We start from the raw sequence: 25,233 nt of genomic DNA, 5'->3' as shown, positions 1-25,233 counted from the left end.
CCCGGCTAGCGCACGGTGTCGGAATTGCCGACCGCGCTGGCCGCGAGATACTCGACACCGGTGACGATGTCGGGGTGGATGCGGATGATCCGGTCGCGCGGGCCGGGCAGGACCGCGGGGAGGGCGCGGCGGCAGCGGTCGATCTCGGCGCGGTCGGTCAGTTCCTCGGCGGCCCCGGTGACGATGACGCACCAGCCGAGCAGGGTGGCGTGGTCGATGGTGTCGGCCTCGTACGCGACCACCTGGCGGTCCGCGCTCAGCGTGGTCCCCGGGTTGGCGTAGATGACGATGGTGTCGTCGACGACGGCGTGATTGACCGGCCGGATGGTCGGTAAGGCGTAGCGGGAGAACACCACTCGTCCGAACCGCACACCGGCGAGCAACTGCAGCGACTGGACCGCGGACAGTTCCCGCGACCCGAGCGTTTCCTCCACGGCACCACCCCGGTGCTTGTCGAACCTGTTGCGCCACCGATAATTCCACGCCGCCGAACCGGTGGCGAGGAAAATCGGGAACCGACCGAGAAGTATGGGGCACCGAGAGACGGTCGGCAGGGGCCTACTGCCGTTAGGGACCTACGGCCCTAGCGCCGACCTTACCCGATCGTAAACTTGAATCGACATCCTTGTGCGCACATGACATCCCGAATCGCACGCCGCGACTGGGGATTTCGCTCGACCGCGATTCAGGAGAAGGACATGGACGATGTCCTGCTGCCCGATCGGCCGACCAGGTCGGCCGTCGACACGACGCTGCCTCCGCGCGGGGTCTTCGACCCCGTCCCCGTGCCGTCCGGTGACGCCGTGGCGTTCGCCGATTCCAGTGACCGCCTGGTCCGGCACCTGTTCGACGTCGGCTTGCAATTGCACACGCTCCGTGCGGCTTTCGAGCGCCCCGGCGAGACCACGGCCGAACACCGCGCCGCCGGCGACGCGATGGGCACCCTGCTCGACGACCTGGACATGCTGATCCGCGACGCCGGCCTGGCGATGCTGGCCATGAGCATGGACCGCACCGCCGGCGAACCCGCCCCGGCCCGGCGGCGCCGCACGCGCGGCGCGCACGGGCACCGCTGAGCGGCGCTCAGCGGATCGAACGCACCTCCGGCTCGGTGTCGCTGCCCGCGACCGCCGCCGCCTCGGCGAGCAACTGGTCGAGGTGATAGGGGTATACCGTCTCCCCCATCCCGTCCAGCCGCACGATGTCCGCGGCGGTGCACCACCGGGTGTCGGTGACGCACCGGCGTTCCCACAGCGTCGGATTCGCCGCCTTCGGCTCGAACGCCGTGGTGCGGGCGACGAAGAACAGTTCCTCCGAGCGGACCAGTTCGCCGTCGAAGGGGAAGACCGCGACCCGCCGCCAGATCGGCCCGCGCAGGGCCGTGGAGTCCAGGGCGCGCCCGGTCTCCTCCCACAGTTCGCGCACCGCGGCCGCGCGCAGCGTCTCGCCGCGCTCGACCCCGCCGCCGACGGTGAACCAGAACGGCAGGTCCGGTGTGCGAGGATCGTGGCCGCGCATCAGCAGCACCCGGTCCTGCTCGTCGAGCAGCACCACGCGCGCGGAGGTGCGCACGGTGTCCACCTCGAGCCCGGTGGTGGCCGCGGCGGTGACCCGTTCGGCGATCTCGAAATAGGTGGGCAGCGGCGCGGTGCCGCCCAGGTGCAGCAGCCGCACCGGCCGCCGCGTGCGCAGCGCGAGGGTGTCGCGCACCGCGTCGTTGTGGAAGCGGCGGGCGATCAGCACACGCGCCTCGGCGTCGGCCAGTTCGGCCACCAGCTGCGGCGGCAGCAGCGTGATGTCGATGCCGGACAGGGCCGCGGCCAGCTGGTTCTCGGCGGTCTCGCGGTCAGCCCAGTCGGCGCGCTCGGCCCGGTCGGCCAGGGCGTGCAGTTGCCGGGCCTGCTCGCTGCCGGGCTCGGCGGCGGCCAGCGACAGCGCCACCGCCCGCGCCACCACCGCGCGCCGGGCGAGCGCCGCCTCCAGCGCGTGCCGGGCCTGGTCGCCGCGCACGTGCAGGCGGTCCAGCCGGTTCGCCGTCGAGTACGCCCAGACGCCGGCGGCGACGATCAGCGCCGCGATCAGCGCGAGGACGAGAATCGTGGTCGCGGAGAAGGTGATCATCCGGCGGCCCGCACCCGGGTGTCGCCGACGGTGACCGTCTCGTACACCCGCAGGATCTGTTCGGCCACGACCGGCCAATCGTATTCGCCGACCACCTGATTCGCGGCCCGGACCAGGTCCGCGCGGCGGCTCGGGTCGCTCAGCAGCTCGTCGAGCGCGGCCGCGAGCCGGGCCGGGTCGCCGATCGGGACGAGCAGGCCCGCGGCGCCGTCGCGCAGCACCCGCCGGAAGGCGTCCAGTTCGCTGGCCACCACGGCGGTGCCGGCGGCCATCGCCTCCACCAGCACGATGCCGAAACTCTCGCCGCCGAGGTTGGGCGCGCAGTACACGTCGGCGCTGCGCATCGCCGAGGCCTTCTCCGCGTCGGAGACCTGGCCGAGGAACCGCAGGTGCCCGGCGAGGTCGCCGGCCTCGCGGCGCAGCCGTTCCTCGTCGCCGCGGCCGACGATCAGGATCTCGACGTCCGGGTGGCGGCGCGCCAGTTCGGGCAGCGCGCCGAGCAGCACCGCCATGCCCTTGCGGGGCTCGTCGTAGCGGCCCAGGAACAGCACCGTCCCGCCCGGCCGCGGATATCCCGCCAGCAGGGGGGCGTGCGCGAAGGCGGGGACGTCGACGCCGTTGGGGATCTCGACCGCGTCGCCGCCGAGCGCCTCCACCTGCCAGCGCCGCGCCAGCTCCGACACCGCGATGCGGCCGCTGATCTTCTCGTGATACGGCCGCAGCACGCCTTGAAAAGTGCTGAGCACCAACGATTTCGTGGTCGAGGTGTGGAAGGTCGCCACGATCGGGCCCTCGGCGATCTTCAGCGCCAGCATCGACAGGCTCGGCGCGTTCGGCTCGTGGATGTGCAGCACGTCGAAGTCGCTGTCGGCGATCCAGCGCCGGATCCGGTTGTAGGCGGTGGGCCCGAACGACAGGCGCGCGACCGAGCCGTTGTAGGGGATGGCCACCGCCTTGCCCGCCGAGACCACGAAGTCGGGCAGCGGCGTGTCGTCGGAGGCCGGCGCCAGCACGCTGACCCGGTGCCCGCGTTCGATCAGCACCTCCGCCAGCTCCACGACATGGGACTGCACCCCGCCCGGCACGTCGAAGGAGTACGGGCAGACCATGCCGATCCTCATATCGCCTCGTCTCCCGCGGCCGCGCCGTCCCGCGCGATGACCTCCGCGCCGGCCGGATCGCCCGCGCCGAGTGCCGCCTGGGCCGCGGCGATCCGGGCGCGCCGGGCCTCGGACAGGTCCGCCTCCCACAGCGGCTGCAGCATGTGCCAGTCGGCGGGGTGCCGGGCGATGTGGGTCGCGAACCAGTCCGCCAGCGCCTGGGTCGCCGGGCCCACACCCGCCGAGACGTCCAGCGGCGCATCGGTTCTCAGGCCCCAGCCCTCGCGTCCGGCGGCGTCGACGGTGTACCAGGCGTGCACGGGCAGCAGCGCGGCACCGGTCTCGATCGCGAGTTTGGCCGCGCCGGCGGGCATCCAGGTGCGTTCGCCGAAGAACGTCACCCGCACCCCCTTGCCGGTCAGGTCGCGCTCCCCCATCAGGCAGACGATGCCGTTGCGCCGCAACCGGTCCGCCAGTTGCGGGAACGGCGGCTGCTCGCCGCCGGTGAGCGGGAACACCTCGAAGCCGAGACTCTCCCGATAGGCGACGAACCGGTCGAACAGCGATTCCGGTTGCAGCCGTTCGGCGACGGTGGCGAAGGTGCCGTAGTGCTGCACCAGCCACACCCCCGCCATGTCCCAGTTCCCGGAGTGCGGCAGCACCAGCACCACCCCGCGCCCGCGCGCCAGGGCCGCGTCCACGTGCTCGATCCCGATCGCCGGCGGCATCAGCGGAGATCTCGCCAGCGTGGCGTGGTCCAGCGTCGGCAGCCGGAACGCCTCGCGCCAGTAGCGGGCGTAGGACCGCATGCTGTCGCGGACCAGCTCGTCGGGCACGGCCATCGGCTCGACGCCGAGCACGCGGGAAAGGTTGCGCCGCAACTGATCCGGTGTGCCGCTGCGATGCGCGGCGCGGTTCGCCCGCCGTCCGGCCCAGTCGCCGCCGGCGTCGAACAGCCGGCGCGCGGTGCGCTCGGGCAGGCCGCGGACCACCCGCCACCCCGCCGCGTACGCCCGGTCGGTCAGCGTGGATCTCAAGTCGCTCATACGGTGGCCCCTATGCGGCCGGCGAACGGAAGGCGATCACTGACCGGCCTCCTGCGTCTTACCCGGCACGGCGAGAACGTCACGGGCCCCGGCGGAATTGCGCACGGCCAGCACCCGCTGGCACACCGTCACGACACTCAGCACCGCCAGCACGTACATCGCGAGATACACCGCGTAGGACAGCCATTCGATGTCCCAGTAGCCGCCGATGCCGCTGAATCCGGCGCCGACGAGCACGATCACGAGACGGTCCGGCCGCTCGATGAGCCCGCCGTCGGCCGAGAGCCCGCTGGCCTCCGCGCGCGCCTTGGCGTAGGAGATCACCTGCGAGGTCACCAGCACCACCAGGGTCGCGACGAACAGGTGCTTGCTCTGCGCGTGGTACACCGACCACCACGCCAGCGCGCCGAACACCGCGCCGTCGGCGATCCGGTCGCAGGTGGCGTCCAGCACCGCACCGTATTTGGTGCCGCCGCCGCGCGCCCGCGCCATCGCCCCGTCGAGCATGTCGAACATGACGAAGAACCAGATCACCATCGTGCCCCAGAACAGGTGCCCGGTGGGAAACAGCGTCACCGAGGCCACGATCGAGGCCGTGGTGCCGATCAGCGTGACCGCGTCGGGCGTGAGCCCGGTACGCACCAGCGCCTTGCCCAGGGGCGCGGTCGCTTTGGCGAACGTCTCACGACCGAAGAAGCTGAGCACGCTATTCGACCTCCCACGAACCGGCCAGCAGGGCCCTGGTCTCCCGCAGCAGCTGCGGCATCACCTTCACCCCGCCGACGACGGTGATGAAGTTCGCGTCCCCGCCCCAGCGCGGCACGATGTGCTGGTGCAGGTGGTCGGCGAGCGAACCGCCCGCCACGCCACCGAGATTCAGGCCGACGTTGAAGCCCTCCGGCCGCGACACCCGCTTCATCACCCGGATCGCCCGCTGGGTGAACGCCATCAGCTCGGCGCTTTCCTCGGCGGTGAGGTCCTCGAGGTTGGCGACCCGGCGATAGGGCACCACCATCATGTGGCCCGGGTTGTACGGGTAGAGGTTGAGCACCGCGTACACCCATTCGCCGCGCGCGATGACCAGGCCGTCCTCGTCGGACATCTTGGGGATCTCGGTGAAGGGGTGCCCGGGGGTCGTGGGCTCGGCGGCCTCGTCCGCGCCCGCCTTGCGCGCGTCCCGGTCGGCCACCGCGCCGGTGATGTAGGACATCCGATAGGGCGTCCACAGCCGCTGCAGGCGGTCCGGGTCACCCGCGCCGGTGTCCACGATCGGATCCGGGCGGGCCGAATCCCGCTGCGGCGCGGCCTCGTCCACGGTGCGTTCGTTCATTGCCCACCGGTCCGGATCTCGAATCCCGCCGCCGTCGGCGAGGCGTTCTCGCGCCGCCGGATCCAGTCGACCACGGTGGCCACCGCGTCGGCGACCGGGACGCCGTTGACCGTGGTGCCGTCGCGGAACCGGAAGCTCACCGCACCCGCGGTCACGTCGCGCTCGCCGGCCACCAGCATGAACGGCACCTTCTGCGCGGTGTGGTTGAAGATCTTCTTCTGCATCCGGTCGTCGCTGCGGTCCACCTCGGCGCGCACGCCCGCGGCCCGCAGCCGCGCCACCACCTCGTCCAGATGCGGCACGAAGTTGTCGGCGACCGGGATGCCGACCACCTGCACCGGCGCCAGCCACGCCGGGAACGCCCCGGCGTAGTGCTCGGTCAGCACGCCGAAGAACCGCTCGATCGAGCCGAACAGGGCGCGGTGGATCATCACCGGGCGCTTCTTGGTGCCGTCGGAGGCGGTGTATTCCAGCTCGAACAGCTCCGGTTCGAAGAAGTCCAGCTGGATGGTCGACATCTGCCAGTTGCGGCCCAGCGCGTCCTTGGTCTGCACGGAGATCTTCGGGCCGTAGAACGCGGCCCCGCCCGGGTCCGGAACCAGTTGCAGGCCGGAGGCTTCCGCGACCTGCGCCAGCGTCGCGGTGGCCTCCTCCCACAGCTCGTCGGAGCCGACGTACTTCTTCGGGTCCTTGGTGGACAGCTCGAGGTAGAAGTCGTCGAGGCCGTAGTCCTTCAGCAGGTCCAGCACGAACCGCAGGATGCTGGTGAGTTCCTCGACCACCTGCTCCTGGGTGCAGTAGATGTGCGAGTCGTCCTGGGTCATGCCGCGCACCCGGGTCAGGCCGTGGATGACGCCGGACTTCTCGTACCGGTACACCGAGCCGAATTCGAACAGCCGCAGCGGCAGCTCCCGGTACGACCGGCCGCGCGACCGGAAGATCAGGTTGTGCATCGGGCAGTTCATCGGCTTGACGTAGTAGTCCTGGCCGGGCTTGCGGACGGTGCCGTCCTCGTTGTACTCCGCGTCCAGGTGCATGGGCGGGAACATGCCGTCGGCGTACCAGTCCAGGTGCTTGGACACCTCGAACAGATGCGCCTTGGTCAGGTGCGGGGTGTTGACGAATTCGTACCCGGCGTCGACGTGCCGCTGGCGCGAGTAGTCCTCGAGCTCCTTGCGGATGATGCCGCCCTTGGGGTGGAACACCGGCAGGCCCGAGCCCAGCTCGTCGGGGAAGGAGAACAGGTCCAGTTCCAGGCCGAGCTTGCGGTGGTCGCGCTTCTCGGCCTCCTCGAGCAGGTGCAGGTAGGCGTCGAGGGCCTCCTGCGACTCCCACGCGGTGCCGTAGATGCGCTGCAGGTCCTCGCGGTTCTGGTCGCCGCGCCAGTAGGCGGCCGAGCTGCGGGTCAGCTTGAACGCGGGGATGAACTTGGTGGTCGGGATGTGCGGGCCGCGGCACAGGTCGCCCCAGACCTTCTCGCCGCTGCGCGGGTCGAGGTTGTCGTAGATGGTCAGCTCGTTGCCGCCGACCTCCATGATCTCCGGGTCGTCGATGCCGGACTTGTCGCCGATCAGCTCCAGCTTGAACGGCTCCTTCGCCAGCTCGACGCGGGCCTCCTCGACCTCGACCACCCGGCGCGAGAACCGCTGCGCGCCTTTGACGATCTTCTTCATCCGCGATTCCAGCTTGGCCAGATCCTCGGGGGTGAAGGGGCGGTCGACCTGGAAGTCGTAGTAGAAGCCGTCCTTGATCGGCGGCCCGATGCCCAGCTTGGCCTCCGGGAACTCCTGCTGCACCGCCTGCGCCAGCACGTGCGCGGCCGAGTGCCGGATCACGCTGCGGCCGTCCTCGGTGTCGGCGGCGACCGGTTCGACCTCGACGTCGGCGTCGGGAGTCCAGGACAGGTCCTTGAGGTTGCCCTCCGGATCGCGCACGACGACAACGGTGTCGGGGCCCTTGGTGGGCAGGCCCGCCTCGCGCACCGCGGCGCCCGCCGTCGTCCCGGCCGGCACCCGTACGAGGGCGGTCGAGGTGGTGCGGGCTGAGGTGGTCACGGCTGCGCTCTCCTTGGCGTTCGGGCGGGCGGGGTGCCCGCGGGTGTCTGCGGACACGCGGAAGTGCCCGGCGCGACCATGCTATCGGGAGCATCCCGAGCATGCGCCGATGGACCGGCTTGTCGCGCCGGGATCAGGCGTCGGCCGCCAGGTCGGCCAGCAGCCGCCGGCGTTCGGCGGCGGGGCGTTTCGGGCAGGAGGTGCACATGTCGCACCCCGGCACCTCGAACACCAGGCAGCACGAGATGCGCCGGACGAAGGTGCGCGCGCCGACGTCGGTGAACCGCGGCACCGGCAGCCGCCCGGCCACCTCGCGGGCCAGCCGCGCCCCGGCCTCGCCGTCCCCGGCGTCGAGGGCCCGGTTGCCGATCGCGTCGGCGACGATCGCCCACAGCGACGCGACGCCCGCCCCCGAGACCTCCGCGACGGCGGGGATGATGCGCCCCAACGTGTTTCGCAGCGCGGGCCCGACGGCCGCCGGGTCGGGTTCCGCTCCGGCGACCGGGTCCGCGGGCAGCACGCGTTCCACGCCGCCGTCCGGCCGGATCTCGCATCGCAGGTGTTCCAATTCGGGCAGGGCGGCGGCGCGGCCCTCGGCGTAGGCGGTGGCGATCGGATCCACCAGCGACGACGCCGCCATGCACCACCACAGCGTGCCCGCGACCCGCGAATTGCCGGTGCCCCACGAGATCCCCATGTCGGCGATGCGCTCCCCCAGCCACTGCGGTCTGGTCAGCATCGTGCCCGGTACCACCGCACCGTGCGCCGCCGCCACCGCTTCCGCGACCATGTCCATCCGACTCCGCTCCAGCCGATTCCACCGATTGCCGCACCTACCACCTTGGCACTGCCGCGCCAAGCCTAGAACCCGCCGCGACCCGGGTCCGGCAGCCACGCGGCGCGCGCGGTCAGAACAGGGGGCTGTGCAGCCAGGGCACGTCGAGGCCGAACCAGTGGCCGACCGCGCCGAAGGTGTTCAGGAGCCAGAGGGTGAGGAGTACTACGGCCACGGTGAGGAGGGCGCCGAGGGTTTTCACGATGAGGCCGCGCCCGGCGTACCAGTCCATGACGCGACGGTAGCGCTCGCGGGTCCATTGCAGCAGGCGGTGGGCCCAGACGAATTCGGTCGCGAGGATGCCCAGGCCCGCGAAGACGATCAGCCAGCCGGGGCCCGGGTAGGGAATGGCGACGATCCCGGCCGCCAGCACCGCGACACCCACCACGCCGACCACGATGCGGTAGACGAGGTTCAGCGTCGGCCGCTCGGCGACCGACGCCCGGAACCGCTGGAACTCCGAAACCATGATCACCACCCTACGGAAGGGCGGCGGGTGCGAGGCCGTCGCCGCCGACGGCCCCGCACCCGTGTCGTCACACCGTGACCGGCGCTGCCGGCTGGTCGGCGATCTCGCTGATGCCCTCGGCGGTCACCTCGAGCACGTTGGCCGAGGAGATGTCGAAGAACAGCCCCGAGACCGTGAGGCCGCGTTCGGCGACCGCCTGGCGGATCACCGGGTGCGCCTGGAGCGTCTCGACCTGCACGGCGACATTCACCATGCTCAGCTGCGCGGCCTCGTCGTAGCCGGCGGCCGCGGCCGCCGCCCGGATCGGGTGTCCGGCCTGGTAGGTCTCCAGGCTGGGCCGGCCGTGCGCCAGCCAGTTGTCCAGCCCCGGACCGGCCGAGGCGCCCGACAGCAGCGCCTGCATCGCGCCGCACGACGAATGCCCGCACACGACCACATTGCGGACCTGCAGGTTGTCCACCGCGAAGGAGATGGCCGCCTCGAGCGACGTGTCCGACCCGTCGGCGGGAATGAGGTTGCCGACGTTGCGGACGGTGAATAGGTCACCGGGCCCGCTGTTGGTGATCACGTTGGGCACGATCCGCGAGTCGGCGCAGGTGAGGAACAGCGAGTGCGGATCCTGCTTGTCCCGCAGCTCGTCCAGATGCGGCCGTACCACGTGCGCGTGACTGCGGTGGTAGGCCGCGACACCGGCGGCGACCGGGTTCTCCGAACGCTCCTGCCACGGGCCGAGCACCTCGTCGAGCAGCCCGCGGGCCCGGCCGCGCTTGGGCGGTCCGGTCAGGGCGTGTTCCATGCGCGCCGTGCCGATTTCCACGAATTCGACGGTGCCGCCGGTGTTCTCGTGTTGGCGGGCCCAGTCGTGGATGGCTTCGTAGGCGGCGTGGTCGAGGAAGTCGACGGTGAGTTCGACGAGTACGTCGGTGCCGGTGGGGACCTTGGCCAGTTCCTTGGTCAGCTTCGGCAGCGCCAGGAAGGTGCAGGTGCCGTCGATACTGACGATCCACCGCTCCGTGCCGGTCACGGGTGCGGCGTGCACCGAGACCCGTACCACCCGCCACAGCAGCAGCACGAACGCCAGCGCCAACCCGATCAGCACACCCTCGAGCAGGTTCAAGAACACGACCGCGGCCATGGTGACCGCGTACACCGCCAGATCCCCGGTGCGCCGGGCGAGGCGGATGTGGGCCAGTTTCACCAGCTGCACACCGACCACGATCAGCAACCCGGCCAGCGCGGCTTTCGGGATCTGCTGCACCACCGAGACCAGCGCGATGGAGAACACCAGAATCCACACTCCGTGCAGCAGCGCCGACGCCTTGGACTTCGCGCCCGCCGCGACATTGGTGGAACTGCGCACGATCACCCCGGTGACCGGCAACCCGCCCAGCAGCCCCGAGGTCACGTTCGCCGCGCCCTGGGCCATCAACTCCCGATCGAAATGGGTGCGGGGCCCGGTGTGCAGCTTGTCCACCGCGACCGCCGACAGCAGCGATTCCACACTCGCGATCAACGCGATCGTCAGCACCGCCAGCACGACCGCACCCCAGTCCCCCGAGGGCAGTCCGGGCAGGCCGATTGCGTCGAACAACGATCCCTCGATCGCGATCCGCACCGGATCCCCGGGCAGCACCAGCGACAACACCGTCCCCACCAGCACCGCCACCAACGGACCCGGGATGATCTTCACCCGCGCCGGCATCCACCGCCACGCCACGATGATCCCGATCACGATCAACCCGATCACCACATCGGCACCGTGCAAGTGCAGCAACTGACCCGGCAACTCGGTCAGATTCTCGAACGCCGAACTGCGTGAGGACCCGCCCAGCAGCACATGCACCTGCTGCAACGCGATCGTCACCCCGATCCCGGCCAGCATCGCGTGCACTACCACCGGCGCGATCGCCAACGCCGCCCGCGCGATCCGCGAGAGCCCGAACACCACCTGCAACAGCCCCGCCGCCACCGTGATGAAACACGTTGTCTTCCACCCGAACTGATGAATGGTCTCCGCGACCACCACCGTCAATCCCGCCGCCGGCCCGGACACCTGCAACGGCGCACCGCCCAGCACCCCGACCACGATCCCGCCGACCGCGGCCGCGATCAACCCCGCGGCGATAGGAGCATCCGACGCGATCGCGATACCCAGCGACAACGGCAAAGCGACCAGAAACACCACGATCGACGCGGGAAGATCATGGCGCGTAACAGAAGACAGACGATCAGACCACGATCTCTCCGGCGAGAGGTCCGATCTGGACGTGGTATCGGTGTCGGTGGACATATTGCTCCTTCACCAGGACCGGGTGCGGCCGATCCGGTTGGTCGAACATGTTCTCCAGGCATCGAAAGCAGCTGTGCGACGACGCTGTCCCACAGTCACCCGGAAGTAAGGCGAGATTAATAGTAAAGACTTAGCAAAGCCTGAGAAAAGGATATTCAGCTCAGGACACTTCCGCATCCCGAGGTGACGGCCCTCACACCGTCGCCTCCGACGCAACAACGCCCCGGGTGCTCACCCCGGGGCGTTGCCCGACCTACCGACCCCCGGCCGTCGCCCGCGGCCGGAGGTCCCCCCTCACACCGGTAGCGCCGTGACTTGCCTTGGGGCGTCCCCGATCTCGCCGATTCCCCCGGCGTGGATCTCGATGACGCGGGCGGTCGCGATGTCGAAGAACAGACCGGACAGCACCACCCCGCGCTCCTCGATGCCGCGGCGTACCACGGGGTGGTGCGCGAGCACCTCGAGCTGGATCGCGACGTTCACCATGCCCAGCTGGTCGACCTCGGCGAAGCCCGCGGCCGCGGCGGCCACCGCCACCGGATGCCCGTCGCGGAACCGTTCCAGCGCGGGCCGGCCGTGCACCAGCCACGCGTCCAGCCCGGAGCCGGACACCCGGTCGTGGTACAGCGCATCCATTGCGCCGCAGGAGGAATGGCCGCACACCACCACCGAGCGCACGTCGAGCTTGTCGAGGGCGTAGACCAGTGCGGCCTCCACGGAGGTGTCGCGGCCGTCGGCCGGCACCAGGTTGCCGATATTGCGGACCGTGAACAGGTCGCCCGGCCCGGAACTGGTGATCACGTTGGGCACGATCCGCGAATCGGCACAGGTGATGAACAGCGAATCCGGATTCTGGCCGTCCCGCAGCTCGCCCAGGTGCGGGCGCACCACGTGCGCGTGGCCGCGGTGGTAGGCCGCCACGCCGGCGGCGATCGGGTCGGTGCGGGCGGTGCGCCGCCACGGGCCCAGCGTCTCGTCCAGGATGCGGCGCGCGTGGCCGCGGGTGGGCGGCCCGACCGCCAGGTCGGCGATCCGCGCCGCGCCCATCTCCACGAATTCGACGGTGCCGCCGCAACTCTCGTGCTGCCGGGCCCACTCGTGCAGCACCTCGGAGGCGGCGTGGTCGACGAAGTCCACGGCCATCTCGACGGTGACGGGCGCGCCGACCGGGATCTCGGCCAGCTCACCGGTCAGCCGCGGGACCGCCATGAAGGTCATGGTGCCGTCGACGGTCACCACCCACCGCGCGCCGACCGGGCGGGCGGTGATCGTCACCTTCGCCACCCGCCACAGCAGCAGCGCGAAGGCCAGCAGCAGTCCGACCAGCATGCCCACCAGCAGATTGCCGAACACCACGACCAGCACCGTCACCGCGTAGACGATCAGGTCGCCGGTGCGCCGCGCGAGCCGGATGTGGGCCAGCTTCACCAGCCCGATGCCGATCACGATGAGCACCCCGGCCAGCGCCGCCTTGGGAATCTGGCGCACCACCTCCACCAGCGCGACCGCGAAGATCAGCACCCACAGGCCGTGCAGCATGGTCGAGACCTTGGACCGCGCACCCGCTTTCACGTTGGTGATGCTGCGGACGATCACCGCCGCGATGGGCAGGCCGCCGAGCAGCCCGGAGGTCATGTTGGCCAGGCCCTGGCCGATCAGCTCGCGGTCCAGGTCGGTCCGCTGCCCGGGGCGCAGCCGGTCCACGGCCACCGCCGACAGCAGCGTCTCCACGCTGGCGATGAGCGCGATCGTCACCATGGTCAGCGCGATCGCGGCCCAGCCGCCGTGCGGCAACTGCGGCAGCGCCAGATCGTCGAACAGCGAGCCCGACAACACGATTCGCTCGACACTGGTCGGCACCACCATGGCCAGCGCGGTCGCGGCGACCACCGCGGCCAGCGGCGCGGGCACCGCGCGCACCCGCGGCGGCAGGTACCGCCAGCCGAGCAGGATGGCGATCACGACGCCGCCGACCAGGGCGTCGCCGCCCTTGACCACCGCCAGCTGATGCGGCAGCTGCACGATGCTCTGCCACGACGAACTCAGCGACTGCCCGCCCAGCAGCACGTGCATCTGCTGCAGCGCGATGACGATGCCGATCCCGGCGAGCATGCCGTGCACCACCACCGGCGCGATGGCCAGCGCGCCGCGCGCGATGCGGCCGAGGCCGAACAGGATCTGCAGCAGGCCCGCGCCCACGGTGATGAAACATGTTGCCGCCCAGCCGAACTGGTTGATGCTCTCGGCAACCACCACGGTCAGGCTGGCGGTCGGGCCGCTGACCTGCAGGGCGGATCCGCCGAACAGGCCGGCGACGAGTCCGCCCACGACGGCGGCCAGCAGGCCGGCGGCCACGGGGGCGCCGGTGGCCACGGCCACGCCGATGGACAGGGGTAACGCGACGAGGAAGACCACCACGGAGGCGGGTAGATCGTGGCGAAGCACCACGGAAAGACCGGGGAGCGACGTCCGTCGGGCGGGATCGGTGTCGGTCGACATTTTTCTCCTTCGCCGAACCGGGAGCGCCGGTTCGGTCCATCGGGTCAAACATGGCCTGGCATCGAAAGCTGGCGGGCGAAGCCGTGAACAGCCGAGACGCTGTGCAACTTCGAGCGGATGCCCCCAGAGCGCGGAGACGGGCCAATAGTAAAGAACGCGCAAAGTAGTTGGAAAGGGTTTGCAGTAAGAAAGCCTCGACCGCTATCGAATCGTGATCTCCGCCAAAGCCTTTCCTCAGGAACACGGCCGTACCAGGACTTATGCGACCGACCGGTCGCATTACGACACGGTAGCTGAACGACTGCCCAGTTCCGGGCCGCCGTCACCCCGACCCCTATGCTTGATCCGCTTCACCCGCTCGGCACAGCGCGGTAACGCCCGAGTGAAGTTCGGCCGACATCCTCAGCAATCGGCCACCGGCACACGTCCGGGCGACCGGTGACGACGCATCCAGGAGGCACGATTGGCACCCGGCACCACGATTCCGTCTCCGCCGCGCCGCACCGCGCGGACGTCGCGGCGCACGTTCCTCGCCGGCGCCGCCGGCCTCGGGCTCGCGGTGCCCGCGCGCACCGCGGCGGTCGCCCGCGCGACCCCGGCGCAGTCCCCGGCCGAGATGTCGATCGACCAGGTGCGGCGCGCCTTCGACGCGGGCACGCTCAGCTCCCGGGAGCTGGTGGACGGGCAGCTGGACCGGATCGCCGCCTACGACAAGGCCGGACCCGCGATCAACGCGTTCATCACCGTCGCCGCCGACGCGCCGGACACCGCCGCCGCCCTCGACCGCGAGCGTGCCGCGACCGGCGAACGCGGTCCGCTGCACGGCATTCCGGTGGCGCTCAAGGACAACATCGACACCGCCGACCTACCCACGACCGCGGGCAACGCGTTGTTCCGCGACTACGTCCCCGGCGCCGACGCCACCGTCACCCGCCTGCTCCGCGAGGCGGGCGCGCTCGTCATCGGCAAGACCAACATGCACGAGTGGGCGATGGGCTCGACCACCGTCAGTTCCCTGGGCGGGCAGACCCGCAATCCCTACGACCCCACCCGCACGCCGGGCGGCTCCAGCGGCGGCACCGCGGCGGCCGTCGCCGCCGGGTTCGCCACCGCCGGGCTGGGCACCGACACACTGGGGTCGATCCGAATCCCCGCCGCCCGCAACAACTGTGTAGGCCTGCGCCCCACCGCGGGCCTGGTCAGCCGGGCCGGGATCATCCCGCTGTCGACCACCCAGGACACCGCCGGTCCGATCACCCGCACCGTCGCCGACGCCGCCCTGCTACTCGACGTGCTCGCCGGGCCGGACCCCGCCGACCCCAGCACCCTGGGTTCGGGCCGGCCGGAGCGCAGCTACATCTCCTTTCTCGATCCGAACGCGTTGGCGGGCACCAGGATCGGCATCGTGGACGATTTCTTCGGCGATCCCGCGGACCCGGGGTGCGCGGCCACCAACGCGGTGGTGGAGCGCGCCATCGGCGACATGGCCGCGCTGGGCGCGCAATTCGTGCACATCGGCGAGCTGATGCCGCTCGCCTCGCTCGCCGCCGAACTCACCGAATACGAGTTCCGCCAGGCCATCGACGACTATCTGGCGCGGTCGGGCCCGACGCCGCCGGCGCGCAGCCTGTGGGAGATCATCGCGTCCAACACCACCGTGCCCGACGTGCAGGCGCTGCTCATCGCCTACCTGCCCTTCACCACCGAATCACCCTTGTACCAGGCGGCGTCCGCCGCCCGCGCGGCGATGATCCGGTACATGCTCGGCGTACTCCGCGACAACCGCCTCGACGCCCTGCTCTACCCGACCACCCACACCCCGGCTCCGCCGATCGACGCCCCCGGCCCGCACCACACGCTGGAGATGCTGGCCGAGGGCCGCAGCCCCGTCACCGGCCTGCCCGCGATCACGGTGCCGGCGGGCTTCACCGCCGAGAACCTGCCGATCGGCGTCGAACTGCTGGGCCGCCCCCTCGACGACGGCAAACTGCTCGCCATGGCCTATGCCTACGAACAGGCCACCCACCACCGCACCCCGCCCCCGCTGCGCTGATTCGTCGCGAGATGTGCGGTGTGCGTACAATTTTCGGAACCGAGTTCGGACCCGCTGGACAACAGGACTGCCGAAGTGACCGACGATTCGCGACCCGGTTCCTACTCGGTGCGGGAGACGCTGTCCCAGCTGCGGTTGCGCGAACTGCTCACCGAGGTGAAGGACCGCGTCGAGCAGATCATCGACGCCCGTGACCGGATGGACGGGCTGGTCGACGCCATGCTCGCGGTCACCTCCGGCCTGGAGCTGGACGACACGCTGCGCACCATCGTGCGCACCGCGATCAGCCTGGTCGACGCCCGCTACGGCGCGCTGGGCGTGCGCGGCCACGAGGGCGGGCTGTCCCAGTTCCTCTACGAGGGCATCGACGAGCACACCCGCGCGCGGATCGGCGACCTGCCCGAGGGCCACGGCGTCCTCGGGCTGCTGTTCAACCGGCCCCGGACGATCCGGCTGGCGGACCTGGCGACCCACGCGTCCTCGGTGGGCTTCCCACCCAACCATCCGCCGATGCGCACGTTTCTCGGTGTGCCCGTGCGCATTCGAGACGAGATCTTCGGCAACCTGTACCTCACCGAGAAGTCCGGCCGCCAGCCGTTCACCGAGGACGACGAGCTGATCGTGCAGGCCCTCGCCGCCGCCGCGGGCATCGCGATCGAGAACGCGCGGCTCTACGAGTCCGCCCGCGCCCGGCAGGCCTGGATCGAGGCCACCCGCGACCTCACCACCGAATTCCTCGCCGGCACAGCCGAATCCGAGGTGCTCGCACACCTCACCGAGCACGCCCGGCACCTGACCCGTTCCGCGCAGGTGTATCTGGCCGTGGCCGAGGATCCCGGCATGCCGCCCGAGGACGTCGGCGACCTGGTGATCACCCACGGCTCCGGCGCCGCCGACGACCACGCGGGACACCGTCTCCCGCTGGCCGATTCGGTGCTGGGCCGGGTCTTCACCCTGCGCACCGCGCAGCGCGTGGAGGACGCCCGCCAGACCGATCTCGCCGAGATCTTCCCCGGCACCGGCCCGGCGCTGGTGCTGCCGCTCTACACCCCGGACGCGTCGCTGGGCGTGCTGATCACGTTGCGCCGCTTCGAATCCGCGCCCTACGACGACGAAATCCTGGCGCTGGCCTCGTCTTTCACCGACCAGGCGGCGCTGGCGATGCATCTGGCCGAGACGCACCGGCAGATGCGCGAGATCGATATCCTGACCGACCGCGACCGCATCGCCCGCGATCTGCACGACCACGTCATCCAGCGGCTGTTCGCCATCGGCCTGTCGCTGCAGGGCACGGTGCCGCGCACCCGCGCGCCGGAGGTGCAGACCCGGCTCACCGACGCCATCGGCGACCTGCAGGACGTGGTGCAGGAGATCCGCACCTCCATCTTCGAGCTGCACGGCGGGAACACGCAGAGCACCCGGCTGCGCCAGCGCATCGAGCAGGCCGTCGGGCAGCAGACCGCGGACACGGAGATCCGCACCTCACTGCGGGTCACCGGACCGCTGTCGGTGGTGAGCGCCGAACTGGCCGAGCACGCGGAAGCCGTTGTGCGCGAGGCGGTCGGCAACGCGGTGCGGCACGCGAAACCGAGTGTCGTCGACGTCGAGATCGATGTCGCCGACAACCTCACCGTCACGGTCACCGACGACGGGCACGGGCAGCCGCCGGACACCGCCCGGGGCGAACTGGCCGACCTGGCCCGCCGCGCCGAGTCCGGCGGCGGCGAGTTCACCGCGGGAGCCGCGGCGCCCCGGGGCGCCCGCCTGCGCTGGTCGGTCCCGCTGCACTGAGCGGCACCGGCCGCGGGCTCAGGACGTCTTGTGCGGGACCCCGGTCACCAGGCCGCCGTCCACCACGAATTCCGAACCGGTCGCGTAGGCGGACTCGTCGCTGGCCAGGAACAGCACGAACGTGGCCACCTCGGCCGGCTCGGCCGGGCGGCCCAGCGGGATGGTGACCAGGTCGTCGGGAATGTTCTCGGTCATCGGCGTGCGGATCAGCCCCGGATGCAGTGAGTTCACCCGAATCCCGTGCGGCGCCAGCTCGAGTGCCGCGGACTTGGCCAGCCCGCGCACGCCCCACTTGGAGGCCACGTAGCCGTGCGCCCAGGGCGCGCCCCGCAGCCCCTCGATCGAGGACACGTTGACGATCGACCCGCCGCCCGCGGCGATCATCGGGTCGACCGCGGCGCGCATGCCGAGGAACGTGCCGGTGAGGTTGACGTCGAGGATCCGCCGCCACTGCGCCAGGTCGAACTTGCGCAGCGGGCTGCCGTTCACCACGCCCGCGTTGTTGACCAGCACGTCGAGCTTGCCGAACTCCTCGACGGCCGTGGCGACCGCGACATCCCAGTGATCGGGCTCGGTGACGTCGAGGTGCACGAACCGGGCCGCCGCGCCGATCTCCTCGGCGAGCGCCTTGCCCTCGTCGTCGAGGATGTCGCCCACGACCACCCGCGCGCCCTCGGCCGCCAGCAGTCGTGCGTGTGCCGCGCCCATCCCCCGGGCGCCACCGCTGATCAGTGCCACTTTGCCGTCTACACGTCCCATGGCGCGACGCTACCATACGAACTAGAACATGTTCTAGACACTGTTCCGGAACGGTGCTCGGACCGCAATGGTGGACCGAGCGCCAACCCTGTTGGCAAGAGGAGACATTCATGCCCATCCGCGTCGCGCACCTCGGCACCGGCAACGTCGGCCGGCTCGCCCTGATCGAGCTGATCACCAATCCGCAGTTCGAGCTGACCGGCGTCTGGGTGGCCACCGCCGACAAGATCGGCAGGGACGCGGGCGAACTCGCCGGGCTCGACGTGACCACCGGTATCCGCGCGACCGGCGACCTGGACGAGATCATCGCCGCGCGCCCCGACTGCGCGGTCTACTGCGCGATGGGCGACACCCGCCCCGGCGAGGCGGTGGCCGACTGCCGGACGCTGCTGGCCCGGGGGATCAACGTGGTCGGCTCCGCGCCCGGCGTGCTCCAGTACCCGTGGCAGGTCATGCCGGACAAATACATCGAACGGGTGGAAGAGGCCGCGCGCGAGGGCAATTCGAGCCTGTTCGTGAGCGGCGTGGACCCGGGGTTCGTCACCGACCTGATCCCGTTCGCGTTCGCCTCGACCTGCCGGCGGATCGAGCAGATCCGATGCACGGAGATCGCCGACTACGCCACCTACGACGGCTCGACCGTCATGTTCGACGTGATGGGCTTCGGCAAGCCGCTCGACGAGACCCCGATGCTGCTGCAGCCGGGCGTGCTGAGCCTGGCCTGGGGCACCGCGATCCGGCAGCTGGCCGCCGGGCTGGGCATCACCGTCGACGAGATCACCGACACGTCCGTGCGCGAACCGGCGCCCGAGGCGTTCGACGTCGCGGCCGGGCGGATCCCCGAAGGCGGCACGGCTGCAGTGCGTTTCGAGATCCACGGCCTGGTGGGAGGTCATCCGGCGATCGTCGTCGAGCACGTCACCCGCCTGCGCGGCGACCTGCGCCCCGACTGGCCACAGCCGGCGCAGCCGGGCGGGTCCTATCGCGTGGAGATCACCGGCGAGCCGTCCTACACCGTCGACATCTGCCCCACCAGCCGTCACGGCGACCACAATCACGCCGCCATCGCCGCGGCGGCCGGGCGCATCGTCAACGCGATCCCGGCGGTGGTCGCCGCGCCGCCGGGCATCCGCACCACCCTGGATCTCCCGCTGATCACCGGGCGCGGCGTGTACTCGCCGCCGCGGTGACGCGCGCGGGCCCCCGCGGCCGCGGTCGCGGGGCCCGGCCGCGTTCAGGGGCTTGCGGGCGACCGCCGCGTAGCCGGGCACCTTGGCATCCATCGACGGCGGCGGCTCGACCGGCGCCCGCCACCGGTGGATGGGCACCACGCCGGGTTCGAGAAGGTCCATCCCCGTAAAGAATTCGGCGATCTCCGCGCCGGTGCGCGGGTGGCAGTACAGGCCCCGTTCCTCGTACACCCGCACCGTCGCGCCGACGCCCTCGGGATCGAAGTCCGCGGTCAGGTGGGTCATGACCAGGTACGAGCCCGGAGCCAGTGCGGCGGTGAGGGTTTCGGTGATCTCGTAGGCCCCCGGCACGAAGTTCAGCAGGGCGATCATCGACAGCGCGACGGGCTGGGAGAAGTCGAGGGTGCGGCGCGCGCCCTCGAGGATCTCCGCCGGGCGGGTGGCGTCGGCCTGGATGTAGTCCGTCTTGCCCTCGCGGGTGCCGACCATGAGCGCCCGCGCGTGCGCGAGCACGATGGGGTCGTTGTCCACGTACACGACCCGCGACTCGGGGGCCTGCTCCTGCGCCACCTGGTGCAGATTCGGTTCGGTGGGGATGCCGGTGCCGATGTCGAGGAACTGGCGCACCCCGGCCTCGCCCGCCAGGTACCGGGTCGCGCGGTGGATGAACGCGCGGTTGGTCCGGGCCGCCAGGCGCACCTCGGGCAGCGCCTGCAGGACCTGCTCGGCGGCCTCGGCGTCGACCTGGTAGTGGTCCTTCCCGCCGAGGTAGTAGTCGTACATGCGCGCGACGTGCGGCTCGTACTGGTTCAGGTCGGGCGTCCGGTCCATGAAGGTCAAGATACAAGAACCGCAACGGGTTCCGGCCCGGCACCCGTCGCGCTAGTCGACCAGCTTCTCGCTGCGCAGCCAGTCGTAGGCGACGTCGGCGGGGTCCTCGCCGTCGATGTCGACGCGGCCGTTGAGGTCCTGCATCAGGTCGTCGGTGAGGTGCGCGGAGATCGTGCCGATCAGCTCGCGCAGCTGCGGGTACCGGTCGAGCACGGCGCCGCGCACCACGGCCGTGCCGCTGTAGGGCAGGAAGAACTTCCGGTCGTCGTCGAGCACCACCAGGTTCAGGTTCTTCACCCGGCCGTCGGTGGTGTAGATCATGCCGAAGTGGCAGGGCGCGCCCTTGGCGGTGGCGGTGTACACCACGCCGGAGTCCATGCGCGTGACGTTGCCGGCCGGCACCCCGTTGGGATCGTTGTAGGGGATGCCGTACTTCTGCAGCATCGGCACGAAACCGTCGGAGCGGCTGAAGAATTCGTCGTCGACGCAGAAGGTGCGGTCGGCGACCTGCAGCGCCGCCACATCCGACAGCGACTGCACCCCCAGGCGTTGCGCGGTCGGCGTGGACGCGCCGAAGGCGTAGGTGTCGTTGAAGTTGGCGGGCGGCAGCCACTCCAGGTCGTGGTCGGCCTTCTCGATGTCGTGCACGCGCTGCCACAGCTCGTGCGGATCGGCGATGGTCTCGGTCTGGTTGTGGTAGTTGACCCAGCCGGTGCCGGTGTACTCCCACAGCACGTCGGCGTCGCCGTTGAGCTGCGCCTGCCGCGACGACGCCGAGCCCGGCGCCCCGGTCATGTCGCGCACCTCGGCGCCCGCGGCCGCCAGGTAGGTGGCGGTGATCTTGCCGAGCAGCACGCCCTCGGTGAAGCTCTTCGAGGTGACCACGAGCGTCGCCCCGTCCAGGGGGCGCTCCCCGCCGGGCAGCCGCGCGTCGTGGAAGGTCCCCGACGAACTCACCAGGCCGCAGCCCGCGACCAGTGAGATCGCCGCGGCCAGTGCGGAAATCGCGGTGCCCAGGCGCGCTCGTGAGCTCATGAGATACCTCGCGGGGTCGCGGCCAGTTCGACGAGCCGGCCCAGCCAGTCGATGGTCAGCGCCAGCAGACCGACCAGGATCGCGCCGGAGACCAGCAGTTTGGGCAGGAACAGCGTGACGCCGGTGGTGATCAGCGTGCCGAGGCTGGTCGCGCCGATGAACGTGCTCAGCGTCGCGGTGCCGACCAGGATCACCAGCGCGGTGCGCACCCCGTTGAGGATCACCGGCACCGCGAGCGGCAACTCCACCTGGAACAGCGTGCGAGCGCCGGAGTAGCCGATGCCGCGCGAGGCCTCGATGGTGCGCCGATCCACCTGCCGCAGCCCGACGATGGTGTTCTGCAGGATCGGCAGGATCGCGTAGACGACCAAACCGACTATCGCCGTGCGGAATCCGGTGCCCAGCCAGAACGTGAACAGCACCAGCAGCCCGACCGCCGGGGCGGCCTGGCCGATGTTGGCGATGTTCACCGCGAGCGGTTCGAGCCGCTTCAGCGCCGGGCGGGTGAGCGCGATGCCGAGCGGAATCGCGACGACGACCACGATCAGCGTGGCCACCACGGTCAGCTTGATGTGCGACAGGATCGTGGTCCGCAGGTTGTCCCAGCCGAGGGACGCCTGCTCGGTCGGGGTGAAGGTCGCCGACCGGTACCACAGGACGTAGCCGATGCCGATGATCAGGATGAGCAGCGGTTCGAACCACACGTCCATCGGGAGGCGGCGCAGGCGCTTCACGACGGCTCGCCCGTTCCGGGTTCCTCGTCGGCGGCGACGACCGGCGTGGGCTCGTTCTCGCTGCCGTCGACGTAGGTCTCGTAGGACCGCCGCGCCTCCTCGGGATTGCCGTCGGCGAGTTTGGCCTGGATCATCTCGGTCACCGCGGCGATGCCGAGCGACCCGACCACCGCGCCGCGGCCGTCGGTGACCAGCGTCGCGCCCTGGCTGGCCGCCAGCATCGCGTCGAGGGCGTCGTTGAGGGTGGAGGACCGGGCCACGACCGGCAGCCGCCGGTCGAGATAGTCCGAGACCTCGGGCTTGCTGGCCAGTTCGTCCAGCGTGGGCCACGAGCGCGGCCGGCCGGCCCGGTCGACGACGACCACCCAGGTCTGCCCGGCGGACCGCGCGCGCTCGATCACGCTGCCCGACGGCTCCCCCACCCGGGCGGTGACCACGTCGTCGGTCGCCACGTCGCGCACCCGCGACACCGTCAGGTACGCCAGCTTCGCGCCGGAGCCGACGAACTCCTCCACGAACGGCGTGGCCGGATTGGTGAGGATCTCCTCGGGCCGCGCGTACTGCTCGACGTGCCCGCCCTCGGACAGGATGAGCACCTTGTCGCCGAGTTTGGTGGCCTCCTCGAAATCGTGGGTCACGATCACGATGGTCTTGCCGAGTTCGTGCTGGATGCCGATCAGGCTGTCCTGCAACCGGACTCGCGTGATCGGATCGACCGCGCCGAACGGCTCGTCCATCAGCAGCACGGGCGGGTCGGCGGCCAGCGCGCGGGCGACGCCGACGCGCTGCTGCTGGCCGCCGGACATGTCCTTGGGCAGGCGGTCGGCGAAGGTGGCGGAATCGAGGCCGACCAGATCGAGCAGATATTCGGTGCGCTCGGCGATGCGCTGCTTGTCCCAGCCGAGCACCCGCGGGATCGCGCCGATGTTCTTGGCGACCGACCAGTGCGGGAACAGGCCGCCGGACTGGATGACGTAGCCGATCGACTGCCGCAGCTTGTCGGGGTCCTCGCGGGTGACGTCGCGGCCGCCGATGAAGATGCGGCCCTCGGTCGGCTCGATCAGCCGGTTGATCATCTTGAGCGTGGTGGTCTTGCCGCAGCCCGAGGGCCCGACGAACGCCACGATCTCGCCCGCCTCGATCTCGAGGTCCAGGCGCTCCACGGCCGGGCGCTGTTGTCCCCGATAGCGTTTCACCACCGAGTCCAGCGTGATCGACGCGCCGGTCACGTTGCGTTCCGGGTCCGCCGCGGCGGGCCGGCCGGTCACATCTGCGGTCATCACAGTCCCTTTGCGATCGTGAGGCGTCCGAGCAGGACGAGCAGCGCGTCGAACACCAGCGCGATGACGACGATGAGAATGGTGCCCGTCAGCGCCATTTCGAGGGCGTTCGCGCCGCCGAGGCGGGACAGCCCGTTGAAGATCAGCGAGCCCAGTCCCGGGCCGAGCACGTAGGCGACGATGGCGGCGACGCCGACGATCATCTGGGTGGAGACCCGGATGCCGGTGAGGATCACCGGCCAGGCGATCGGCAGTTCCACGGTGAGCAGGATCCGCCAGCGCGAGAAGCCGATGCCGCGCGCGGATTCCACCACCGACGCCGGCACCGAGCGCAGCCCCACGATCGCGTTGCCGATCACCGGCAGGGCCGCGAAGAACGCCAGCATGAGGAACGAGGGCACCACGCCGAGCCCGAACGGCACCAGCAGCAGCGCCAGCAGCGCCAGCGACGGGATGGTCAGCGCGACCCGGCTCGTGGTCAGCGACAGCGAGGCCAGCAGCGGCGTCCGGTACACCGCCACCGCGATGAGCACCGCCACGACGGTGCCGACCAGCACCGTCTGAAATGCCAGGGAGGCATGCTGATACGTGAGAAAGGCCAGCGTGCCGCCTCGCCCTCGGACGTAGTTCCACAGATCCACGGGATTCCCCTCGTCAGCCGAACACCCGGTCGGTTCGGGCCTGGGACGCGCGAGTCGTCACAGGCTAATCGACGCGCGCGGTCCGATCCGGACGACGCGCGGCACGGCACCGCCCGCGTCCGGTGCCCGGCCCCGGCGCACGACCAGCCGGACGCCGGGCGCGCGCTCAGGCGGCGCGCGCCTGCGGCACCGCGGCCGAATAGTGCTCCGCGCTGCCGGAGATCACCTCGCTGGGGCGGCCGTCGACGCCGACCGGGATCTCACCGGCGAGGGTGATGCGGGTGAGCCTGCGGTGCTGCGAGCCGTCGTAGTCGTCGATGGCGTAGTGCTGGGTCGCGCGGTTGTCCCAGATGGCGACGTCGCCGAGCGACCAGTCCCAGCGGGTGGTGTGCTCCAGGCGAGTGACCCGGTCCTGGAACAGCCGGAACAGCGCGTGCGACTCGTTGCCGGGCAGGCCGACGATCCGCTGCACGAAATTGCCCAGCAGCAGCGCGCGTTCGCCGGTGTCCGGGTGCACCTCGACCACGGGGTGCTCGGTCTCGTAGTAGGTCGACTCGAATTCGCCGCGGTAGGCCTTGATGGTCTCGCCCTGGTGGTTGTCCTCGGCGGTGGCGGCGTAGTCGTACCGGTTGGTGTGCCGGGCGCGCAGGCTCTCGGCCAGGCGCTTGAGCGGTTCGGGCAGCGAGTTGTAGGCGGCGACGGTGGAGGCCCAGGTGGTCGAGCCGCCATAGCTGGGCAGCGACACCGCGCGCAGGATCGACGCCTTCGGCACCCGGTCGACGAAGGTGACGTCGGTGTGCCAGCTGTTGGAACGGCCCTGGTGCGAGTCGATGGCCAGGCTCTTCACACCGGCCGAGGTGACGGTCGGGTGCGGAATGGTCGGCGTGCCGAGCAGTTCCGCGAATTCGTACTGGCCGTCCTCGGTGAGGTGGTGCTGGCCGCGGAAGAAGATCACCTTGTGCTCGGCGAGCGCGGCGCGGATGGCGGCCACGGTGTCGGCGTCCAGGTCGCCGCCGAGGCGGACCCCCTCGATCCGCGCGCCGATGTGGGTGCCGAGCTTGACCACCTGCACGGCGGTCCGGGCGTCGGCTGCGTTGTCGACGGACATACCGGGGACCTTTCACTCGAACCTGACGATCGATCAGACGAAACCACCCCGGTCCCGGCCCGGCCAG

21 protein-coding genes and 1 pseudogene are annotated in these 25,233 nt (G+C 70.7%); 4 read left to right on the top strand and 18 right to left on the bottom strand.

Going from position 1 to position 25,233, the window contains the following annotated elements; all coding sequences use genetic code 11:
• Positions 1–5: 5 nt before the first annotated feature.
• On the bottom strand, positions 6–434 hold the full coding sequence (locus IU476_RS01900; RefSeq protein WP_195095889.1) for a pyridoxamine 5'-phosphate oxidase family protein: 429 nt from the start codon (positions 432–434) through the stop codon (positions 6–8).
• Positions 435–698: 264 nt separating this feature from the next.
• On the opposite strand from IU476_RS01900, the gene IU476_RS01895 reads away from it, so the two are divergent.
• On the top strand, positions 699–1,076 hold the full coding sequence (locus IU476_RS01895) for a hypothetical protein (RefSeq protein ID WP_195095888.1): 378 nt from the start codon (positions 699–701) through the stop codon (positions 1,074–1,076).
• A gap of 7 nt (positions 1,077–1,083) precedes the next feature.
• Here IU476_RS01895 and IU476_RS01890 read toward each other — a convergent pair whose 3' ends face one another.
• The 10 genes from IU476_RS01890 to IU476_RS01845 all read right to left on the bottom strand — a co-directional run bounded on the left by IU476_RS01890 (position 1,084) and on the right by IU476_RS01845 (position 13,744).
• The gene (locus IU476_RS01890; RefSeq protein ID WP_195097336.1) at positions 1,084–2,118 is read right to left on the bottom strand and encodes an NUDIX hydrolase; all 1,035 of its coding nucleotides are present in this window, start codon (positions 2,116–2,118) and stop codon (positions 1,084–1,086) included.
• Positions 2,118–3,242: a glycosyltransferase family 4 protein gene (locus IU476_RS01885; protein WP_195095887.1), complete on the bottom strand. Its 1,125-nt coding sequence runs from the start codon at positions 3,240–3,242 to the stop codon at positions 2,118–2,120. The genes IU476_RS01890 and IU476_RS01885 overlap by 1 nt, the downstream gene beginning before the upstream one ends.
• Complete coding sequence (locus IU476_RS01880; protein ID WP_195095885.1) at positions 3,239–4,267, bottom strand: phosphatidylinositol mannoside acyltransferase; 1,029 nt, start codon at positions 4,265–4,267, stop codon at positions 3,239–3,241. Before IU476_RS01880 ends, IU476_RS01885 begins: the two co-directional genes overlap by 4 nt.
• A 36-nt stretch (positions 4,268–4,303) precedes the next feature.
• Positions 4,304–4,972: a phosphatidylinositol phosphate synthase gene (gene pgsA / locus IU476_RS01875; protein ID WP_195095883.1), complete on the bottom strand. Its 669-nt coding sequence runs from the start codon at positions 4,970–4,972 to the stop codon at positions 4,304–4,306.
• 1 nt (position 4,973) lies between these two features.
• The gene (locus tag IU476_RS01870; protein WP_195095881.1) at positions 4,974–5,597 is read right to left on the bottom strand and encodes an ATP adenylyltransferase; all 624 of its coding nucleotides are present in this window, start codon (positions 5,595–5,597) and stop codon (positions 4,974–4,976) included.
• On the bottom strand, positions 5,594–7,651 hold the full coding sequence (thrS, locus tag IU476_RS01865) for a threonine--tRNA ligase (protein WP_195095879.1): 2,058 nt from the start codon (positions 7,649–7,651) through the stop codon (positions 5,594–5,596). The genes IU476_RS01870 and thrS overlap by 4 nt, the downstream gene beginning before the upstream one ends.
• A gap of 133 nt (positions 7,652–7,784) precedes the next feature.
• A complete protein-coding gene (locus IU476_RS01860; RefSeq protein ID WP_228822947.1) occupies positions 7,785–8,447 on the bottom strand; it encodes a (2Fe-2S)-binding protein in 663 nt (220 codons plus the stop codon).
• Positions 8,448–8,559: 112 nt separating this feature from the next.
• A complete protein-coding gene (locus IU476_RS01855) occupies positions 8,560–8,955 on the bottom strand; it encodes a TIGR02611 family protein (protein ID WP_195095877.1) in 396 nt (131 codons plus the stop codon).
• Positions 8,956–9,022: 67 nt separating this feature from the next.
• Positions 9,023–11,245 (bottom strand): SulP family inorganic anion transporter, encoded by a 2,223-nt coding sequence (locus tag IU476_RS01850; protein ID WP_195095875.1) that lies wholly within the window; start codon positions 11,243–11,245, stop codon positions 9,023–9,025.
• Between the two features lie 294 nt (positions 11,246–11,539).
• Positions 11,540–13,744 carry a SulP family inorganic anion transporter gene (locus IU476_RS01845; RefSeq protein WP_195095874.1) on the bottom strand — a complete coding sequence of 735 codons (2,205 nt, stop codon included), beginning with the start codon at positions 13,742–13,744 and terminating at the stop codon, positions 11,540–11,542.
• Between the two features lie 463 nt (positions 13,745–14,207).
• Here IU476_RS01845 and IU476_RS01840 point away from each other — a divergent pair, with 463 nt between their 5' ends.
• Complete coding sequence (locus IU476_RS01840; RefSeq protein ID WP_195095873.1) at positions 14,208–15,797, top strand: amidase; 1,590 nt, start codon at positions 14,208–14,210, stop codon at positions 15,795–15,797.
• A gap of 75 nt (positions 15,798–15,872) precedes the next feature.
• On the top strand, positions 15,873–17,588 hold the full coding sequence (locus tag IU476_RS01835) for a GAF domain-containing sensor histidine kinase (protein ID WP_324193820.1): 1,716 nt from the start codon (positions 15,873–15,875) through the stop codon (positions 17,586–17,588).
• Between the two features lie 18 nt (positions 17,589–17,606).
• Here the strand turns inward: IU476_RS01835 and IU476_RS01830 are convergent, their stop codons facing one another.
• Entirely contained in the window at positions 17,607–18,347 is a 741-nt protein-coding gene (locus IU476_RS01830) for a glucose 1-dehydrogenase (protein WP_195095872.1), read from the bottom strand.
• A 110-nt stretch (positions 18,348–18,457) separates the two neighbouring features.
• Between IU476_RS01830 and IU476_RS01825 the strand changes: the two genes are divergently transcribed.
• Positions 18,458–19,537 carry an NAD(P)H-dependent amine dehydrogenase family protein gene (locus tag IU476_RS01825; RefSeq protein WP_195095871.1) on the top strand — a complete coding sequence of 360 codons (1,080 nt, stop codon included), beginning with the start codon at positions 18,458–18,460 and terminating at the stop codon, positions 19,535–19,537.
• A gap of 60 nt (positions 19,538–19,597) precedes the next feature.
• Here the strand turns inward: IU476_RS01825 and IU476_RS01820 are convergent.
• From IU476_RS01820 to IU476_RS01795, 6 genes and pseudogenes are all read right to left on the bottom strand, one after another.
• Positions 19,598–20,368 (bottom strand): annotated as a pseudogene (locus tag IU476_RS01820) (SAM-dependent methyltransferase); the annotation flags it as partial.
• Between the two features lie 51 nt (positions 20,369–20,419).
• Positions 20,420–21,403: a glycine betaine ABC transporter substrate-binding protein gene (locus tag IU476_RS01815; protein WP_195095870.1), complete on the bottom strand. Its 984-nt coding sequence runs from the start codon at positions 21,401–21,403 to the stop codon at positions 20,420–20,422.
• Positions 21,400–22,137, bottom strand: coding sequence for an ABC transporter permease (locus tag IU476_RS01810; protein WP_195095869.1), 738 nt, complete (start codon positions 22,135–22,137; stop codon positions 21,400–21,402). The genes IU476_RS01815 and IU476_RS01810 overlap by 4 nt, the downstream gene beginning before the upstream one ends.
• Entirely contained in the window at positions 22,134–23,417 is a 1,284-nt protein-coding gene (locus IU476_RS01805) for an ABC transporter ATP-binding protein (protein WP_195095867.1), read from the bottom strand. The genes IU476_RS01810 and IU476_RS01805 overlap by 4 nt, the downstream gene beginning before the upstream one ends.
• Entirely contained in the window at positions 23,417–24,058 is a 642-nt protein-coding gene (locus IU476_RS01800) for an ABC transporter permease (protein WP_195095865.1), read from the bottom strand. Before IU476_RS01800 ends, IU476_RS01805 begins: the two co-directional genes overlap by 1 nt.
• 166 nt (positions 24,059–24,224) lie before the next feature.
• A complete protein-coding gene (locus IU476_RS01795; protein ID WP_195095863.1) occupies positions 24,225–25,166 on the bottom strand; it encodes a TauD/TfdA dioxygenase family protein in 942 nt (313 codons plus the stop codon).
• Positions 25,167–25,233: the final 67 nt, after the last annotated feature.

It is taken from the genome of Nocardia blacklockiae, assembly GCF_015477355.1.
GTDB lineage: Bacteria > Actinomycetota > Actinomycetes > Mycobacteriales > Mycobacteriaceae > Nocardia > Nocardia blacklockiae.
This window is presented reverse-complemented; position numbering and strand designations above follow the sequence as displayed.